This window comes from Paenarthrobacter sp. 10L420 (assembly GCF_056395385.1).
Genome location: NZ_JBFTJK010000082.1, coordinates 1 through 452, shown reverse-complemented (window position 1 = coordinate 452; position 452 = coordinate 1). Strand labels below are relative to the sequence as shown.

The 452-nt window shown below is 54.6% G+C and carries 2 rRNA genes; both read left to right on the top strand.

The features are described 5' to 3' along the window. Positions 1-141 (top strand): 23S ribosomal RNA (locus AC1DD5_RS25770); the annotation flags it as partial. A 194-nt stretch (positions 142-335) separates the two neighbouring features. Beyond that, positions 336-452: ribosomal RNA gene (gene rrf / locus AC1DD5_RS25765) — 5S ribosomal RNA — on the top strand.

Sequence of the window (452 nt, the reverse complement as noted above, 5' to 3'; positions counted from 1 at the left end):
CTCGCTTCAAGATGAGATTTCCATACACAATTTGTGTGAGAGGCCCCCAGCCAGACCACTGGGTTGATAGGCCGGATGTGGAAGCGAGGACTAAAGACTCGTGAAGCTGACCGGTACTAATAGGCCAACAACTTACACCACACACAAAAACACTGCACGCGTCCACTATGTGGTTCCCGAACAACAAAACCCGTTGCTTCCAGGAACAAAAACCACAACTAAACACAACAACACCACAGGACCCTCAACACCGAGGGAACACACATGTTGTAACCACAAAAGCTTCCCACCCCAACACCGGAACCAAACCGGCACAGGGGAACGGGTAACAAGGTTACGGCGGTCATAGCGTGGGGGAAACGCCCGGTCCCATTCCGAACCCGGAAGCTAAGACCCACAGCGCCGATGGTACTGCACCCGGGAGGGTGTGGGAGAGTAGGACACCGCCGGAC